The 16,178-nt window shown below is 75.0% G+C and carries 16 protein-coding genes and 1 pseudogene; 7 read left to right on the top strand and 10 right to left on the bottom strand.

The features are described from left to right. Positions 1–149 precede the first annotated feature (149 nt). Positions 150–1,295 (top strand): hypothetical protein, encoded by a 1,146-nt coding sequence (locus H0S66_RS09705; RefSeq protein WP_179615204.1) that lies wholly within the window; start codon positions 150–152, stop codon positions 1,293–1,295. Positions 1,296–1,364: 69 nt separating this feature from the next. Here the strand turns inward: H0S66_RS09705 and H0S66_RS20445 are convergent, their stop codons facing one another. The 3 genes and pseudogenes from H0S66_RS20445 to H0S66_RS09695 all read right to left on the bottom strand — a co-directional run bounded on the left by H0S66_RS20445 (position 1,365) and on the right by H0S66_RS09695 (position 4,673). After that, a complete protein-coding gene (locus H0S66_RS20445) occupies positions 1,365–1,841 on the bottom strand; it encodes a putative PEP-binding protein (RefSeq protein WP_258017214.1) in 477 nt (158 codons plus the stop codon). Between the two features lie 97 nt (positions 1,842–1,938). After that, positions 1,939–3,807, bottom strand: a pseudogene (gene ppsA / locus H0S66_RS09700) (phosphoenolpyruvate synthase); the annotation flags it as partial. Further along, positions 3,804–4,673, bottom strand: coding sequence for a pyruvate, water dikinase regulatory protein (locus H0S66_RS09695; RefSeq protein ID WP_179615202.1), 870 nt, complete (start codon positions 4,671–4,673; stop codon positions 3,804–3,806). The gene H0S66_RS09695 and the pseudogene ppsA, both read right to left, overlap by 4 nt. A 174-nt stretch (positions 4,674–4,847) precedes the next feature. On the opposite strand from H0S66_RS09695, the gene H0S66_RS09690 reads away from it, so the two are divergent. The 4 genes from H0S66_RS09690 to H0S66_RS09675 are packed head-to-tail and all read left to right on the top strand — an operon-like array spanning position 4,848 to position 8,900. Beyond that, positions 4,848–5,972 carry a glycosyltransferase gene (locus tag H0S66_RS09690; protein WP_258017198.1) on the top strand — a complete coding sequence of 375 codons (1,125 nt, stop codon included), beginning with the start codon at positions 4,848–4,850 and terminating at the stop codon, positions 5,970–5,972. Then, positions 5,969–7,045 (top strand): glycosyltransferase, encoded by a 1,077-nt coding sequence (locus H0S66_RS09685; protein WP_179615201.1) that lies wholly within the window; start codon positions 5,969–5,971, stop codon positions 7,043–7,045. The genes H0S66_RS09690 and H0S66_RS09685 overlap by 4 nt, the downstream gene beginning before the upstream one ends. Further along, positions 7,042–8,085, top strand: a complete 1,044-nt coding sequence (locus H0S66_RS09680) for a glycosyltransferase (protein WP_179615200.1) — start codon at positions 7,042–7,044, stop codon at positions 8,083–8,085. The genes H0S66_RS09685 and H0S66_RS09680 overlap by 4 nt, the downstream gene beginning before the upstream one ends. Next, positions 8,082–8,900 (top strand): glycosyltransferase family 2 protein, encoded by an 819-nt coding sequence (locus H0S66_RS09675; protein ID WP_179615199.1) that lies wholly within the window; start codon positions 8,082–8,084, stop codon positions 8,898–8,900. The genes H0S66_RS09680 and H0S66_RS09675 overlap by 4 nt, the downstream gene beginning before the upstream one ends. A 19-nt stretch (positions 8,901–8,919) precedes the next feature. Here the strand turns inward: H0S66_RS09675 and H0S66_RS09670 are convergent, their stop codons facing one another. Beyond that, positions 8,920–9,783, bottom strand: a complete 864-nt coding sequence (locus H0S66_RS09670) for a serine/threonine-protein kinase (RefSeq protein WP_179615198.1) — start codon at positions 9,781–9,783, stop codon at positions 8,920–8,922. 116 nt (positions 9,784–9,899) lie between these two features. Between H0S66_RS09670 and H0S66_RS09665 the strand changes: the two genes are divergently transcribed. After that, positions 9,900–10,544, top strand: a complete 645-nt coding sequence (locus H0S66_RS09665; protein ID WP_179615197.1) for a TetR/AcrR family transcriptional regulator — start codon at positions 9,900–9,902, stop codon at positions 10,542–10,544. Here H0S66_RS09665 and paaE read toward each other — a convergent pair. The 5 genes from paaE to paaA are packed head-to-tail and all read right to left on the bottom strand — an operon-like array spanning position 10,522 to position 14,497. Then, positions 10,522–11,622, bottom strand: a complete 1,101-nt coding sequence (gene paaE, locus H0S66_RS09660) for a 1,2-phenylacetyl-CoA epoxidase subunit PaaE (protein ID WP_179615196.1) — start codon at positions 11,620–11,622, stop codon at positions 10,522–10,524. The two genes, H0S66_RS09665 and paaE, sit on opposite strands and share 23 nt — an antisense overlap. 1 nt (position 11,623) lies before the next feature. After that, positions 11,624–12,172, bottom strand: a complete 549-nt coding sequence (paaD, locus tag H0S66_RS09655; protein WP_179615195.1) for a 1,2-phenylacetyl-CoA epoxidase subunit PaaD — start codon at positions 12,170–12,172, stop codon at positions 11,624–11,626. Positions 12,173–12,174: 2 nt separating this feature from the next. Further along, positions 12,175–13,110, bottom strand: coding sequence for a 1,2-phenylacetyl-CoA epoxidase subunit PaaC (gene paaC, locus H0S66_RS09650; protein ID WP_179615194.1), 936 nt, complete (start codon positions 13,108–13,110; stop codon positions 12,175–12,177). Positions 13,111–13,118: 8 nt separating this feature from the next. Beyond that, complete coding sequence (gene paaB / locus H0S66_RS09645) at positions 13,119–13,442, bottom strand: 1,2-phenylacetyl-CoA epoxidase subunit PaaB (RefSeq protein WP_179615193.1); 324 nt, start codon at positions 13,440–13,442, stop codon at positions 13,119–13,121. Between the two features lie 14 nt (positions 13,443–13,456). Next, a complete protein-coding gene (paaA, locus tag H0S66_RS09640) occupies positions 13,457–14,497 on the bottom strand; it encodes a 1,2-phenylacetyl-CoA epoxidase subunit PaaA (RefSeq protein ID WP_179615192.1) in 1,041 nt (346 codons plus the stop codon). Between the two features lie 119 nt (positions 14,498–14,616). Here paaA and H0S66_RS09635 point away from each other — a divergent pair, with 119 nt between their 5' ends. Continuing rightward, on the top strand, positions 14,617–15,063 hold the full coding sequence (locus H0S66_RS09635) for an SRPBCC family protein (RefSeq protein ID WP_179615191.1): 447 nt from the start codon (positions 14,617–14,619) through the stop codon (positions 15,061–15,063). Between the two features lie 21 nt (positions 15,064–15,084). On the opposite strand, the gene H0S66_RS09630 is transcribed toward H0S66_RS09635, so the two are convergent. Next, positions 15,085–16,170, bottom strand: a complete 1,086-nt coding sequence (locus tag H0S66_RS09630) for an FUSC family protein (RefSeq protein WP_179615190.1) — start codon at positions 16,168–16,170, stop codon at positions 15,085–15,087. Between the last annotated feature and the right edge of the window lie 8 nt (positions 16,171–16,178).

Genomic DNA, 16,178 nt, shown 5'->3' with positions numbered 1-16,178 from the left:
ACCTATGCACGAGTCGACGTCCGCGGCATGGTCGCCTCCTCCGATCGGTCAGACATAAGACTTCTCCTGACACCGCCGGGCGCGACGGTCCACGATGACCTCGAGCGGCCCGGGAGGGGCCGGACCGAGGACACGAGGGAGCCCCGCACATGCACCTGCACCGACCCACCACCGACCCCGCCGGCCGAGCCGGCGCAGCACCGGCCGCCCGCCGCCTGGCCCGCCTCGGCGCCAGCGGCGTCACGGTGCTGGCCCTGACCGCCGGCGCCATGGGCGTCGCCACGACCGGCGCCGCCGCGGAGACCTCCCCCAGGATCTCCGCGGCCGCCGTCGCCGGCACCGCGAGCACCGGCGGCGACCTCGCCTCCGGCGAGCGCCGGGCCCGGACCTGCGCGGAGGCCAAGGCCGACCTGCGCAAGGCCAAGAAGTCGGTCAAGAAGGCCAAGCAGGCCAAGAAGAACAAGGCCAAGAAGGTCACCCGCGCCAAGAAGCGCGTGGAGAAGCGCAAGAACCGCCGCGACAAGCTCTGCGCGGCCGGCGGCGGCACGACCACCCCCGACGAGGCCCAGGGCGAGGTCGACGAGTCGCAGGACGCGCTCGGCGCGCTGCCGCTCGACCAGCTGGGCGCCCTGCTGCCCGCAGACCTGGCCGACCAGCTCAACACCGCCACCGCGCAGCTGCAGGCGCTGCTGGGTCAGCTCGAGGCCGGCATCCCCGGCGCCGACGCGGGCCAGCTCGACGAGATCCTCGCCGCCCTGCAGGCCCTGGACGTGCCGGCCCTCGTCGCCGCGCTGCAGGGGCTGCTCGGCGAGCTCACCGGCGGCGGTCTCGAGGGCGCCGACCCGGCCGCGCTCAGCGCCGTGCTGGACACGCTGCTGGGCGGGCTGCCCGGCGGCACCGCCCTGCCGGGGGCCGACCTGGGCCAGCTCAGCGGCGCCCTGGCCGCGCTGCAGGGCGCCCTGGGCTCCTTCGACCCGGCCGCCGGCCCGGCCGGCCTCATCGCCGCGGTCGAGGGGCTCGCGACCGCGCTCACCGGCGGCGGCCAGCTCGGCCCGCTGCTCGAGCTGTTCTCCCAGCTCGAGGACCTCGGCGCGTTCGAGGGCAGCGACCCCACCGCCGTCCTCTCGCAGGTGCTCGAGGCCCTCGTCGGCGAGCTCGGCTCGACCGGCTTCCTCGACCAGCTCAGCGGCGTGCTCGACACCGGCGCCCTGGCCGGTCTGCTGGCCTCGCTCGGCGACATCCTGGGCGACATCCTGGGCGGCCTGCTCGGCGGCCTGCCGGTCCCGCGGGCCTGAGACACCGGGGGAGCGTCGTCGAGCGGCCGACGACGCTTCCCCGGCTCCCCCGGCTCCCCCAGCGCAGCCTCAGGCGGTCTCGACGCCCCCGAGGCGCAGCCAGGTGTCCACGACTGTGTCGGGGTTCAGCGACATCGACTCGATGCCCTGCTCCAGCAGCCACTGCGCGAGGTCGGGGTGGTCGGAGGGGCCCTGGCCGCAGATGCCGACGTACTTGCCCTGCTTCTTGCAGGCCTTGATGGCCAGCTCGAGCATGTGCAGCACCGCCGGGTCGCGCTCGTCGAAGCCGTCGGCGACCAGGCCGGAGTCGCGGTCCAGACCCAGGGTCAGCTGGGTCATGTCGTTGGAGCCGATCGAGAAGCCGTCGAAGTGCTCGAGGAACTGCTCGGCCAGCACCGCGTTGGAGGGCACCTCGCACATCATCACGACCTTGAGGCCGTTCTCGCCGCGCACGAGCCCGTGGCTGGCGAGCAGCTCGATGACGCCGCGGGCCTCCTTGAGGGTGCGCACGAACGGGATCATCACCCAGACGTTGGTCAGGCCCATCTCGTCGCGCACGTGGCGCAGCGCCTCGCACTCCATCGCGAAGCACTCCCGCGAAGTCCTCCGAGAGGTACCGCGACCCGCGGTAGCCGATCATCGGGTTCTCCTCCTCGGGCTCGTAGCGCTCGCCGCCGACGAGGTTGGCGTACTCGTTGGACTTGAAGTCGCTCATCCGCACGATCACCGGCTCCGGCGCGAAGGCCGCCGCGATCGTCGCCACTCCCTCGACCACCCGCTGCACGAAGAACTCGCGCGGCGAGGGGTACGCCGCGATCATCTCCTCGACCTCGCCGCGCAGGTCGGCGGGCAGCGCGTCGGGATCGGACTCCAGCTCGAGCAGCGCGCGCGGGTGGATGCCGATCTGGCGGTTGATGATGAACTCGAGACGGGCCAGGCCCACGCCCTGGTTGGGCAGCCGCGAGAAGGCGAAGGCCTGCTCGGGGGTGCCGACGTTCATCATGATCTTGACCGGGACCTCGGGCAGCGAGTCGAGCTCGGTGCGCTCGACCTCGAAGTCGAGCAGCCCCTCGTAGACCAGGCCGGTGTCGCCCTCGGCGCAGGTCACGGTGACCTCGCGGCCGTCGGTGAGGGAGCGGGTGGCGCCGCCGGTGCCGACGACGGCGGGGATGCCGAGCTCGCGGGCGATGATCGCGGCGTGGCAGGTGCGACCGCCGCGGTTGGTCACGATCGCCGAGGCACGCTTCATGATCGGCTCCCAGTCGGGGTCGGTCATGTCGGCGACCAGCACCTCGCCGGGCACGAACTCGTGCATCTGGTCGATGTCGGTGAGCACCCGCACCGCGCCGGAGCCGATCTTCTGGCCGATTGCGCGGCCCTCGACCAGCACCTCGGCGCCCTTGGCGACCGCGGGGTCCATGGCGTAGCGCTCCAGCGCCCCCGTCCGCCGCGACTGCACCGTCTCGGGGCGCGCCTGCAGCACGTAGAGGTGGCCGTCGACGCCGTCCTTGCCCCACTCGATGTCCATCGGGCGCCCGTAGTGCTCCTCGATCACCAGCGCGTGGCGGGCCAGCTCGGTGACCTCGTCGTCGGTCAGGCTCAGCAGGCGGCTGCGCGCCGGCTCGACGTCGACGAACTCGGTGGTGCGCCCCACCGCGGTGTCCTGGGTGTAGACCATCTGGGTGGCCTTGCCGCCGACGCTGCGCTTGAGCACCGCCGGGCGACCGGCGCGCAGGGCCGGCTTGTAGACGTAGAACTCGTCGGGGTTGACCGCGCCCTGCACGACGCCCTCGCCGAGGCCGAAGGCGGAGGTGATGAAGACGGCGTCGGTGAAGCCCGACTCGGTGTCCATCGTGAACATGACCCCCGAGGAGCCGATGTCGGAGCGCACCATCCGCTGCACGCCCGCGGAGATGCCGACCGCGTCGTGGGCGAAGTCGTGGTGCACGCGGTAGGCGATGGCCCGGTCGTTGTAGAGCGAGGCGTAGACCTCGCGCACGGCCTGGAGCACCTCGTCGATGCCGCGCACGTTGAGGAAGGTCTCCTGCTGGCCCGCGAACGAGGCGTCGGGCAGGTCCTCCGCGGTCGCCGAGGAGCGCACCGCGAAGGACGGCGCGTCGGCGCCCTCGCGGGTCGACTCCTCGACCAGGGCGTCGTACGCGGCGCGGATGCCGGCCTCGAGGTCCTCGGGGAACGGCTGGCCCACCACGGCCTCGCGGATCTCGCGGCCCACCTCGGCCAGGCGGCGCACGTCGTCGGTGTCGAGGTCGGCCAGGAGCCCGGAGATCCGCTCGGCCAGGCCGGTGTCGCCGATGAAGCGGTGGAAGGCGTCGGCGGTGGTGGCGAAGCCGTTGGGCACCCGCACCCCGAGGTCGCTCAGGTGCGAGACCATCTCGCCCAGGGAGGCGTTCTTGCCGCCCACCTGCTCGAGGTCGCCCAGCCCGAGGTCGGAGAACCAGCGGACGTCGGCGTGGTGGTCGGGCCGGGCGGTGCCGGTGGTCTGCTCACTCATGCGGGGTTCTCTTCCTGGGTACGACGGACGCGCTCGGCGGCCTTGGCTCGGGAGGTGCGGTTCTGCAGGATCAGGGCGCTGATCTCCTCGACCGACTTGGACGAGGAGTCGACGACGGGCAGGCGGTGGGCCTCGAAGAGCTGCTTGGCGCGGCGCAGCTCCCAGCGGCACTGCTCGGCCGAGGCGTAGCGCGAGCCGGGGCGGCGCTCGTTGCGCACCCGGCTGAGCCGGTCGACGTTGGTGGTGATGCCCCAGCACCGGTCGGCGTACGCCGCCACGGGGCCGGGCAGGTCGGTGCGCTCGAGGTCCTCGTCGACGAGGGGGTAGTTGGCCACGAACAGGCCGTGCTGGAGGGCGAGGTACATGCTGGTGGGCGTCTTGCCGCAGCGCGAGGGCGCCAGCAGGATGACGTCGGCGCGGTCCATCGCCCGCAGGCTCTGCCCGTCGTCGTGCTCGATGGTGAACTCCACCGCGGCCATCCGGCTGTTGTAGCGCTGGATGTCGCCGACGCCGTGCAGCCGGGCCGCCTCGCGGCGCCCCGAGCGCCCGAGCACCGACTCGACGCGCTGCATGTGCATCCCGAAGAAGTCGATCAGCGGGGCGCGGGTGCGGTTGAGCTCCTCGCGCACCAGGTCCTCGGCCGCGGTGGTGAAGACCAGCGGCGTCACCGGGCCGTCCATCTGCTCGTCGAGCATCGCCACGACCTCGCGGGCGTGCTCGACGGTGGAGATGAAGGGGATGGTGGTGCGCTCGAACACGGTGTCGGGGAACTGGATGAGCAGCGCGTTGCCCATCGTCTCGGCGCTGATGCCGGTGGAGTCGGAGAGGAAGAAGACCGGCACGACCGGCTCCGCGACGTCGCCCACCTGCCACCTCCTGAGCCGGACTCCCCGGGTGCGGCCCGCTCGGGCCCCGGTCGGCACGGTAGCGCCTGACCGGGGCGCTCGGGCAGGGCGCCGCCATGTGGTCGGGGCTGGTCGCGCCCGCGTCACCCGTTGGGAGGGGATCGACGAGCGGGGGGCGTGGGTAGAGGGAACGACGTGAGCATCTCCGTCGCCCCGGCCGCCCCGCAGGCCGGCACCCGGCCACCGACCATCGCGTCGGTGCCCAGCGGGCACGTCTACGTCCGCCACCTCGCCCCCGAGCCCGGCCTCGCCGCGGCGGGCGCGCACCGGCTGCCCGACCCGCCGCCGCGGGTCGCCGATCCCGAGCCGGGGCAGTGGTGGCCGCCGGCGATGCTCGACCCGGCCTGGGTGCGCGCGCACGACTTCGACCTGATGCACCTGCACTTCGGCTTCGACGCCCTGGACCCCCGCGACCTGGCCGCCCTGGTCGACGCCGTGCACGAGACCGGGCGGGGGTTCGTGCAGACCGTCCACGACCTGCGCAACCCCCACCACGTCGACCGGCGCCTGCACGACGAGCAGCTCGACGCACTCGTGCCCCGCGCCGACGCGCTGCTCACCCTGACGCCGGGTGCGGCCGACGAGATCCGCCGTCGCTGGGGCCGCGAGGCCACGGTGGTGCCGCACCCGCACGTCGTCGACCTGCGCACGATGGCGGTGGCCGCCGACTGCCGGGCGCGGCGCCGCACCGGCGCCTTCCGGGTGGGGCTGCACGTCAAGAGCCTGCGCGCGGGCATGGCGCCGATGCGGCTGCTGCCCACGCTCGCCGACACCGTCGCCGACCTGCCCGACGCGGTCCTCCAGGTCAACGCGCACCGCGACGTCATGGAGGGCGGGGCCCGCGAGGACGTCGCGCTGCGCGGGTGGTTGCGCAGCGCCGCGGCCGAGGGACGCATCGACCTGCGCGTCCACGACTTCCTGCCCGACAAGGAGCTGTGGGACTACCTCGGCTCGCTCGACCTGTCGGTGCTGCCCTACCGCTTCGGCACCCACTCGGGCTGGCTGGAGGCCTGCCGCGACCTCGGCACCACGGTGCTGGCGCCGACCTGCGGCTACTTCGCCGAGCAGGGCCCGGTGCTGTCCTACGAGCACGACGAGGACCACATCGACCTCGGCTCGCTCGACGCGGCGGTGCGCCGCGCCCACGCCGAGCGGCCCCGGTGGGGCGCCGGCATCGACGAGCGCCGCGCCCAGCGCAGGCAGGTCGCGGCCGCGCACGAGCGGGTGTACGCCGAGGTGCTGGGGACGGTCGGTCGGTGACCCCGCTGCGCGTGTGCCTGGTCGCCTCGTCCCAGCACCCCATCCGGGAGCCGTTCGCCGGCGGCCTGGAGTCGCAGACCCACTACCTGGCCCGCGAGCTGCGCCGCCGCGGCCACCAGGTCTCGCTGTACGCCGCCCCGGGCTCCGACCCCGCGCTGGGCGCCGTCGAGCTGGACGTCGACCCGTTCTGGCCCAGCGACGCAGCCTGCGCCGACGTCAACGCCCCGCCCGCGCGCTGGATCGCCGAGCACCACGCCTACCTCGCGCTGATGCTCGACCTGGCCGGGCCGCGCGGGGCGAGTGTCGACGTGGTGCACAACAACTCGCTGCACCACCTGCCGGTCGCGATGGCCCGGACCCTGCCGGTGCCGGTGGTCACGACCCTGCACACCCCGCCCCTGCCGTGGCTGGAGTCGGCGTTCCAGCTCAGCCCCGAGACGCCCGCGGTGGCCGTCTCCGAGACGTGCCGCCGGATGTGGGCGCCGCGGGTGCGCGCCTCGGTGGTGCGCAACGGCGTCGACACCGACCGGTGGCGCCCCGGCCCGGGCGGCGGCCCGGCGGTCTGGTCGGGCCGGATCACCGCCGAGAAGGCCCCGCACGACGCGGTGCTGGCCTGCCGGCGCGCGGGGGTGCCGCTGCGGCTGGTCGGCCCGGTCAGCGACCGCGACTACTACGAGACGTGCCTGCGCCCGCTGCTCGGCGGCGACGTCGAGCACCTGGGTCACCTCGCCCACGACGACCTGGTCACCGTGGTCGGCGAGGCGTCGGTCGCGCTGGTCACCCCGCGCTGGGAGGAGCCCTACGGGCTGGTCGCCGCGGAGGCCATGTCGTGCGGCACCCCGGTCGCGGCCTACGACCGCGGCGCGATCGCCGAGGTCGTCTCGCCGGGGGCGGGCGTGGTGGTGCCCGCCGACGACGTCGACGCGCTGGCGGAGGCGGTGCTGCGCGCGGCGACCCTGCCCCGCGGCGCCGTGCGCGCCACCGCGGTGCGCGAGTGCTCGCTGGAGCGCATGGTCGACGAGTACGAGGCGATCTACCGGTCGCTGGCCCGCGTCGGGCGGCCCGCCGCATGAGCAGCGGCAGCGGCCCCGCCGCCGTCGGCTGCTACGTGCACCACCACGGCAGCGGCCACCTGCACCGCGCCGGCGCCCTGGCCCGCGAGCTGGCGACCCGCGGTGTGGTCACCACGGGCCTCTCCTCGCTGCCCCGCCCGGCGGACTGGCCCGGGGAGTGGGTCGACCTGCCCCGCGACGACACCGCGGAGGAAGGCCTCGACGACCCGGCGGCGCGGGCCCCGGACGCCAGCGGCCGGCTGCACTGGGTGCCCCGCGGCCACGCCGGCCTGCGCGCTCGGCACGCCCGCATCTCCGCCTGGCTCGACGCCGTCCGGCCCGCCGCGGTCGTGGTCGACGTGTCGGTCGAGGTGGCGCTGCTGGTGCGCCTGCACGGGGTGCCGGTGGTCGGTGTGGTGCTGCCCGGGGTGCGCGACGACGTGGCGCACCGGCTCGGGCACGACGTCGCCGACGCCCTGGTGGGGCTGTGGCCCGCCAGCGAGACCCGCTCGGTGCTCGACGTCGCCCCCGAGGTGGGGGCGCGGGTGCAGGCGCTGGGCGGGCTGTCCCGCTTCCCGGTGGAGCCGGCCCGGGTGGCCGAGCGGCACCCCGGGCCACCGCGCGTGCTGGTGCTCGGCGGCAGCGGCGGCGACGCCTGGACCGACGACGAGCTCGACCGCGCCGTCGCCGCGTCGCCCGGGTGGGAGTGGCAGGTGCTGGGCGGCACGCGCGGCACCTGGGTCGCCGACCCCCGCGAGGCGATGCGCCGCGCCGACGTGGTGCTGACCCACGCCGGCCAGAACGCGCTGGCGGAGGTCGCGGCGATGCGGCGCCCGGCGGTCGTCGTACCGGCCGCCCGGCCGCACGACGAGCAGGCGCGCACCGGCGCCGCCCTGGCGCGGAACGGGTGGCCGGCCGTGGTGCTGCGCGCGCTGGGCGCGGGCCGCTGGCCCGACGTGCTGGAGCAGGCCCGGGCCCTCGACGGCGACGCCTGGGCCGCCTGGTGCGACGGCGGGGCGGCGCGCAGGTTCGCCGACGTGGTGACGGGGGTGTGCCCGTGAGCGGCACCGCGGTCGTCACCATCGTGCACGGCCGGCACCACCACCTGGCCCGCCAGCGCGCCTCGCTGGCCCTCGGCGACGTGCTGCCCGACCTGAGCGTCGTGGTGGCCATCGACGACGACCCGCCGGTGGCAGCGCTGCGCGGCGTGGAGACCCGGGTGCTGCACCTGCCGGCCGAGCCGCAGGGCCTGCCGCTGGCGCGGGCGCGCAACCGGGGCGTCGCCGAGGCCGTGCGCCTGGGCGCCGACGTGCTGGTGCTGCTCGACGTCGACCTGCTGGCCGGGCCCGGGCTGGTGGCGGCGTACGCCGACGTGGTGCGCTGCGACCCGGTCGCGCTCTGGTCGGGGCCGGTGACCTACCTGCCCCCGCCGCCGGCCGGCGGCTACGACCTCGGCGCGCTGGGCGCCCTCGACGACCCGCACCCCGCGCGGCCGGCGCCCACGCCCGGCGAGGTGCTGCGCGACGCCTCGCCCGACCTGTTCTGGTCGCTGTCCTTCGCCACCTCGGCGCAGGCGTGGGAGCGGGTGGGCGGCTTCTGCGAGGACTACGTCGGCTACGGCGGCGAGGACACCGACTTCGCGCGCCTCGCGGTCGCCGGCGGCGTCCCGCTCGGCTGGGTCGGGTCGGCGCGCGGCTTCCACCAGCACCACCCGACCCAGGACCCGCCGCGCCAGCACGTCGACGACGTGCTGCGCAACGCCGCGCTCTTCCACCGGCGGTGGGGCTGGTGGCCGATGACCGGGTGGCTGGAGGCGTTCGAGGCCGAGGGCCTGGTCGCCCGGCAGGACGGGCGGTGGGTCCGGGCCGGCGGCTGAGCGCGGCCGGTGGGTCGGCTCAGCGGCGCCGGCGGCGCGCGAGCACGCGCTCGAGGAGGCGGGCGACGTCGGCGGCCAGCGGGCGCGCCTCCGGCTCCTTGGCCAGCATCCGCTGGACGACCTCGCCCAGGCGCCGGTCGACGCTGGGCGGCAGGTCGGGCGCGGGGTCGTTGAGGTGGGCCAGCGCCGAGGCGACCGGCGACTCGCGCTGGAAGGGCTTGACCCCGGTCAGGCACTGGTAGGCCACGACACCGAGCGAGTAGACGTCGGAGGCGGCGGTCGCCCGCCGGCCCGAGACCTGCTCGGGCGAGATGTACTCCATCGTGCCGAGCACCTCGCCGGTGCTGGTCAGCGGCTCGACGTCGTCGCCGGTGGCGATCCCGAAGTCGACGAGCACCGGCTGCCCGGTCTCGCCCACGACGATGTTGGCGGGCTTGATGTCGCGGTGCACGACACCGGCGGCGTGCACGGCGCTGAGGGCCGAGGCCAGCTGCGCGACCAGCCCGGCGACCTCCAGCGGCGGCAGCGGCCCCCGCTCGGTGACCAGGTCGGAGAGCGTGTCACCGGTGACCAGGCGCATCGCCAGGTAGGGCTGCACCGCGACGCCGTCGTCCTCCTCCCCCACGTCGTAGACCTGGGGAAGGCCGGGGTGGGAGAGCTGGCGCAGGGTGCGCGCCTCGGCCTCGAAGCGGGTGCGGGCGGTGTCGTCGTCGGCGCGCTGCGCGTGCAGCCGCTTGAGCGCGACCAGGCGCTCGTCGACGAGGTCCTGCGCGGCGTACACGCTGCCCATCGCGCCACTGCCGATCAGCTCGACCAGCTCGTAGCGACCACCGACCACCAGCGACGTCGTCGCCGGGGTCTCGGGGGAGCTGTGCGCGGTCATCGTCGTGATGATCGCACCGACCACCCCACCCCTGGCCACCTCCCCGCCCGTAAAGGTGAGTCGGGACGTCCCGCAGGAGCCGGTGCACCGCGCCCGGGACGTGGCATCCTGCTCCCATGGCCGACCCCGCTGCCCCGGCCCGCCGCGGGCGCCCCGGCCACGACCAGGCCGACGTGCTGCGCGAGGCGGTGGCGCTGTTCAACGCCCAGGGCTACGACGCGACCAGCATGGGTGACCTGGCGCGCGAGCTGGGGCTGACGAAGTCGGCGATCTACCACCACGTCCCGAGCAAGGAGCACCTTCTCGGGATGGCGCTCGACGCCGCGCTGGGCGAGCTCACCGACGCCGTAGAGGCCGCGACGGGGCTGGCGCACGACGAGACGTCGGCGTACGAGCGGCTGCGGGCGCTGGTGGCGCGCAGCGTCGAGGTGCTCGTGGCCCACCAGCCGGAGGTGACGCTGCTGCTGCGGGTGCGCGGCAACAGCCCGGTGGAGCTGGCCGCGCTGGAGCGGCGGCGCTGGATCGACGCCCGCCTGGCCGACCTGGTGCGCGCCGCGGTCGAGGAGGGCTCGCTGCGCGACGACGTCGAGCCGCTCCTGGTCAGCCGGCTGCTCTTCGGCATGGTCAACTCGCTCGTCGAGTGGCACCGACCCCGCGGCGACGTCGACGCCGCCGACCTGGCCCGCGCGGTGACCACCCTGGCCTTCGACGGCCTGCACGCGGCGCGCCCCGACGACCTCAGGCGTCGAAGTCGACCGTGACCGCGTCGGTCACCGGTCGGGCCTGGCAGGTCAGCACGAAGCCGGCCTCGACCTCGGCGGGCTCGAGCGCGTAGTTGCGCGCCATCTCGACCTCCCCGTCGCGCACCAGCGCGCGGCAGGTGCCGCAGACCCCTCCGCGGCAGGCGAACGGCAGGTCCGAGCGGGTCTCCTGGGCGGAGTCGAGCAGCGGCCGGTCGCGGGAGACCGTCGAGGTCGAGCTGAGCCCGTCGAGCACCACGGTGGCCTCGCTGGTCGCGCCGCTCGGCGCCGCCACCTCGCGCACCAGCTCGGGCGGCGGCTCGTCGACGAAGAACAGCTCGGCGTGCACCTGCTCGGGCGCCAGGCCGAGGCGTCCGAGGACGTCGCGGGCGTCCTGGACCATGGCGTGCGGGCCGCACAGCCAGGCGTGGTCGGGGCGGTGCTGGGCACCGACCGGCGCGAGCGTGGTCAGGATGCGCTCCAGGCGCTCGGCGTCGAGGCGGCCCGAGAGCAGCTCGACGTCGCGCGGCTCGCGGCTGAGCACGTGCACCACCTGGAACCGGTCGACGTGGGCGTTCTTGAGGTCGGCGACCTCCTCGGCGAACATCACCGAGCCGGTCGTGCGGTTGCCGTAGAGCAGCGTCACCCGGGCGTCGGGGTGCTCGAGGAGGCTGGCGGCGATGGAGAGCACCGGCGTGATGCCCGAGCCGGCCGCCACGCACAGGTGCCGACCGCCCGCGGCGACCACGTCGGGGGTGGCGCGGAACCCGCCCGGGGCGAGCTGCACCTCGACCTCGTCGCCCGGGCGCACCTCGCGCACCAGCCACGACGACACGACGCCGCCGGGGATCTCGCGCACACCGATGCGGGGCGCGGCCCCCACGGGCGCGCAGATCGAGTAGGACCGGCGGTGCTCGACGCCGTCGACGACCCGGCGCACCGTCAGGGACTGGCCGGCGTCGAAGGCCAGCCGCTCGCGCAGCTCCTCGGGCACCTCGAAGGTGATCGCCGCCGCGTCGTCGGTCAGCGGGGTGACCGCCGCGACGCGCAGCGCCTCGAAGGTGCGGCTGCGCGGGCGCTCCACCGCGGGTGCGCTCATCTCAGATCTCCTTGACGTGCTCGAACGGCTCGCGGCACACGGTGCAGCGGTAGATCGCGGTGCAGGCGGTGGGCCCGTACTCCGAGGTGAGCTCGGTGTCCTCGGCCCCGCACCGGGGGCAGGCGAGCAGCCGCCGCGTCGCGGTCAGCCGCAGCGGCACCGGACCCGACGGCCGCGGCCCGGCCGTGCCGGGAGGCGAGATGCGGTGCTCGCGCAGGGCCGCGCGGCCGCGCTCGGTGATCCAGTCGCTGGTCCACGGCGGGCTCAGGCGCACCTGCACCCGCACCTCGTCGAAGCCCGCCCCGGTCAGGGCGCGCACCAGGTCGTCGCGCATCGTGGCCATCGCCGGGCAGCCCGAGTACGTCGGCGTCAGCGCCACGGTGACCGCGGCGCCCTCGCTGCCGTCGGCAGCCCCGCGGACCGTGACCTCGCGCAGCACCCCGAGGTCGAGCAGCGTCAGCATCGGCATCTCGGGGTCGGTGACGGTGCCGGCGGCGGCCTCAGCGTCGGCGCGGGTCAGCGCCCGCTCACGCACCTGCCCGGCGCCCATGGTCACCACCGCCCCAGCGGGTGCGCCCGGGCGACCACCTGCATCTCGGCGAGCAGCAGACCCAACGCCTCGGTGTGCATGCCGTCGCGGCCGGCCCGCCCGCGCACGCCCGCACGGGGCGGGGCCTCGGGCCAGGCGGCGTGCGCCTCGTCGAGCACCTGGGCGAGCACGGCGCCGACCTCGTCGGCGGTCCCGGCCGGGTCGACGCCCACGCCGGCCTCTGCGAGCCGGGTCGCGACGGGGTGGGCCTCGAGCTGCTCGGGGTGCCACGGGGCGAGCTGCTCCAGCGCCGCCAGCAGCCGGCGGCGCGACTCCTCGGTGCCGCGCGCCAGGGTGACGACCCAGCGCGCGGCGTAGTCGCGGTGGTAGGTCACCTCGGTGGCGCCCTTGGCGCCGATCGCGGCCAGCACGTGGTCGCGGCTGGCTGCCAGCCGGTGCAGCAGCGCGAGCCGGGCGGTGGAGAAGAGCAGCAGCCGCACCACCAGGTGGGCGAAGTCGCCGTGCTCGAGCTCGGCGAGGCGGGTGCAGCGGAAGGCGGCGGCCTCGCGGAAGTAGGCCAGCCGGTCCTCGTCGGGAGCGGGCGACCCCTCGGGCAGCGCCGGCACCACCGCGGGGTCGGCAGCCGCGGCCCGCGCCAGCAGCAGCCGGGCCTGGCCGAGCAGGTCGAGGGCGATGTTGGCGACCGCGATGTCGTCCTCGAGGTCGGGCGCGCGGCTGCACCACTGCGAGAGGCGGTGCGAGAGCACCAGCGCGTCGTCGCCCAGCCCCAGGCAGTACGCCGCCAGGTCGGCGCCGTCGACCCCCTCGGGCAGCGTGGTGTCGACACCCGCGAGCGGGTCCTCGAAGGAGGTGCCGAAGGCCCACTGGCCCGACACGTCGCCGTGGTCCTCGACCAGGCCGTCGTACACCGACTCGTGGCCGCTGGTGTCGTGGCTCATCGGGGCGCTCACATGTGGGGGACGTCGGCGGGGACGTCGTAGAAGGTGGGGTGGCGGTAGACCTTGTCGCCCGAGGGCGCGAAGAGCGGGTCCTTCTCGTCGGGGCTCGAGGCGGTGATCGCGTCGGCGCGCACCACCCAGATGCTCACGCCCTCGTTGCGGCGGGTGTAGACGTCGCGGGCGTGGTGCAGCGCCATCGTGTCGTCGGCGGCGTGCAGCGAGCCGACGTGCACGTGGTTGAGGCCGCGCTTGCCGCGCACGAACACCTCGTAGAGGGGCCACTCGGCCCGGGGCCTGCTGGTCGTGGTGGTCGTGGTGGGCGTGGTGGTCACTGTTGTCTCCTCGCTCACGGGGTCTCGACCCGCCCTTCGGGGTCTCGCAGGCTCGACCCCGAGGCTTGCTCGACCTGCGCGCGGTCTCGCCCGGGCTCCTTCGTCGCCCGCGCGAACGCGCTTGCCGCCTCCCTGACCCACGCGCCGTCCTCGTGGGCGCGGCGCCGGTGGGCGATGCGCTCGGCGTTGCAGGGGCCGGCGCCCGAGATCACCCGGGTCAGCTCGTCCCAGTCGGGCTGGCCGAAGTCGTGGGCACCACGCTCCTCGTCCCACCTCAGGTCGGGGTCGGGCAGGGTGACGCCGAGCCGCTCGGCCTGCGGCACCGTCATGTCGACGAACTTCTGGCGCAGCTCGTCGTTGGTGTTGCGCTTGATCCCCCAGGCCAGCGAGCGGGCGGTGTTGGGCGAGGCGTCGTCGGGCGGGCCGAACATCATCAGCGCCGGCCACCAGAACCGGTCGACGGACTCCTGCACCATCGCGCGCTGCTCGTCGGTGCCGGCCATCATCGTCATCAGGAGCTCGTAGCCCTGGCGCTGGTGGAAGGACTCCTCCTTGCAGACCCGGATCATCGCGCGGCCGTAGGGCCCGTAGGAGGTGCGGCACAGCGGCACCTGGTTGCAGATCGCCGCCCCGTCGACCAGCCAGCCGATGGTGCCGACGTCGGCGTAGGACAGCGTCGGGTAGTTGAAGATCGAGGAGTACTTCTGGCGGCCGTCGATGAGCATCTCGGTCAGCTCGGCCCGCGAGACCCCCAGCGTCTCGCAGGCCGAGTAGAGGTAGAGCCCGTGGCCGGCTTCGTCCTGCACCTTGGCCAGCAGCACCGCCTTGCGGCGCAGCGAGGGCGCGCGGGTCAGCCAGCGGCCCTCGGGCTGCATGCCGATGATCTCGGAGTGGGCGTGCTGGGCGATCTGGCGCACCAGGGTGCGGCGGTAGCCCTCGGGCATCCAGTCACGCGGCTCGATGCGCTCGTGGCGCGCGACCACCGCCTCGAACTGCTCCTCGAGCAGCTGCTCGAGCCGGGCCTCGTCGGCGCGCTCGTCGGTGCTGGTGCTCATCGGGTCTCCTCGCAGGATCGACCGACCGGGGATTACTGACCGATCGGTCTGTTAATTGCACCACGCCGTGGCCCAGGTCACAAGAGGGCCCGGGCCGGCCCGTGCGCCACGATGGGGCGATGGACGTCGACGTCGAGGTGCGCACCCGCATCGCCCGCCCGCCGCAGGAGGTGGCGGCGTACGCCGGCGACCCCGGCAACGCCCCGCAGTGGTACGCCAACATCCGCAGCGTCGAGTGGCGCACCCCGCCGCCGCTGGCGGTCGGGTCGCGGATGGACTTCGTGGCGGCCTTCCTGGGCCGGCGGCTGGCCTACACCTACGAGGTCGTCAAGCTGGTGCCCGATGAGCGGCTGGTGATGCGCACCGCCGACGGGCCGTTCCCGATGGAGACCACCTACACGTGGGCGGCCGACAGCACCTCCGCGGGCGAGGGCACGCTGATGACGCTGGCCAACCGGGGCCGGCCCAGCGGCTTCGCCGGCGTCGCCGCGCCGGCGATGGCGCTGGCGGTGCGGCGCGCGACCACCAAGGACCTCGCGCGGCTCAAGGCGCTCCTCGAGCGCTGAGCGCCACGACGGTGGGCGCGCTCAGCCCTCGCCGTAGGGCTGCGTGGACGCCACGTCGTCGACGATGGTCACGACGTGGCGCAGCGAGGTGATCAGCGAGCCGTACAGCGGCCAGCGCAGGGCCGGCAGGTCGTCGGCGGAGAGCTCGGTGGCGAGGTCGTCGACCTGCTCGCGCAGCCCCTCGACCCCGCTGTCGGGGTCGGCGACCCGCCGGCCCACCCGGTCCAGCAGCGCCAGGTACGGGTCGCGGAAGCGCGGGTCCCACTCCTCGGCCGCCACGACTGACTCCTCGAGGGTGCGGGCGATCGCGCGGGCCTGGGCGACGCCCTCCTCGAGCCGCACCAGCACCTCGCGGCCGCGCTCGGTGTCGCTGACCCGGCGCGAGCGGTGCCGGCGCGGGTTCCACCACTGCGCCTCCTGGGAGTACTCCAGCAGCCACTCCGCGCGGTCCACCTCGTCGTCGATGCCGCGCGTCTCCTCGATCCAGGCCCGCACGCCGTCGTCGTCGACGCCCTCGTCGAGCTCGCGCGACATCCGGCGCAGCAGCTCACCGAGCCGGCGATGGATGCGGTCGAGCTGGTGCTCGGCCGAGCGGTCGTCGAGCGGCGGGACCACCAGCAGGTTGACCAGGACGCCGGTGACCACGCCGATCGCGGTGTCGATGAGGCGGTCGACCAGCAGGGACTCCTGCCGGGTCCCGCCCATGGTGAGCAGGAACAGAGCGGTCGTGGCCACCGCCACGCCCTCGAGCCGCAACGGACGCCACCGGGCCGCGAGCAGGCCCAGGAACAGGCCCAGGCCCAGGGAGACCGCGCCGTAGCCGATCGTCTCGACCAGCCCGTAGGCCAGCAGCACCCCCAGCACCGTCGCCGCCACCGACTGCCCGCCCCGCAGCACCGAGCGGTAGACCGTGGCGTGCACGGTCAGCAGCGCCACCCACGGAGCCAGGAAGGCCTGCTCGAGGTCGAGCACCCGGTCGGCCACCATCCACGCGCCGACCGCCGCCACGGTCGCCTTGACCACCTGCAGCAGGTCGGTGTGGACCGCGGGGTCGCGCAGCCTGCGCAGCCGGCCGCGCAGACGGGCGGCGAGGTCCGAGGACTGCATCGGCCGGT

It is taken from the genome of Nocardioides marinisabuli, assembly GCF_013466785.1.
GTDB classification, from domain to species: domain Bacteria; phylum Actinomycetota; class Actinomycetes; order Propionibacteriales; family Nocardioidaceae; genus Nocardioides; species Nocardioides marinisabuli.
The sequence above is the reverse complement of the archived record's forward strand: the minus strand, read 5'-3'. Positions and strand labels throughout refer to the sequence as shown.